Origin of the sequence: Psychrobacter sp. TB55-MNA-CIBAN-0194, from assembly GCF_040309505.1 — a bacterium.
GTDB lineage: Bacteria > Pseudomonadota > Gammaproteobacteria > Pseudomonadales > Moraxellaceae > Psychrobacter > Psychrobacter fozii.
Map to the genome: position 1 here is coordinate 1 of NZ_JBEOOW010000042.1, position 435 is coordinate 435.

Here is a 435-nt window from a genome sequence, read left to right on the forward strand (position 1 = left end):
GCGCTACAGCAGACAGACGCTAATAGTGATACAGATGCGCCGCCGCGTATTGGCATTATTAACTTTGATGCTCATCTTGATCTTCGTCAGTCTGATGTCGCTACCTCGGGTACGCCATTTCGACAAATTGCCGAGCATCTTGATGAGCAAGGTCAGCCATTTAATTATTGTTGTATAGGCGTCAGTCGGTTTTCCAATACGGCAGCGCTCTTTGATCGTGCTGAGCAATTGGGCGTGCATATCATCAGTGATGAAGAGTGTACCAATAAAAAATGGAAAAAAATTGCTGCTCAAATAACCAGTTTCATCGAGAGCGTCGATATTATTTATTTAACCATTGATATGGATTGCTTACCATCTAGCGTCGTACCTGGTGTCAGTGCACCTGCTGCCTATGGTATTGAGCTCAGTTTCGTTGAGCGCGCGGTCAAACTT

At 45.1% G+C, this 435-nt stretch carries 1 protein-coding gene; it reads left to right on the plus strand.

The window, feature by feature from the left end; genetic code table 11:
- A partial coding sequence (locus AAEY75_RS14165) for an arginase family protein (protein WP_352259920.1) occupies positions 1 to 435 on the plus strand: 435 nt, incomplete at both ends.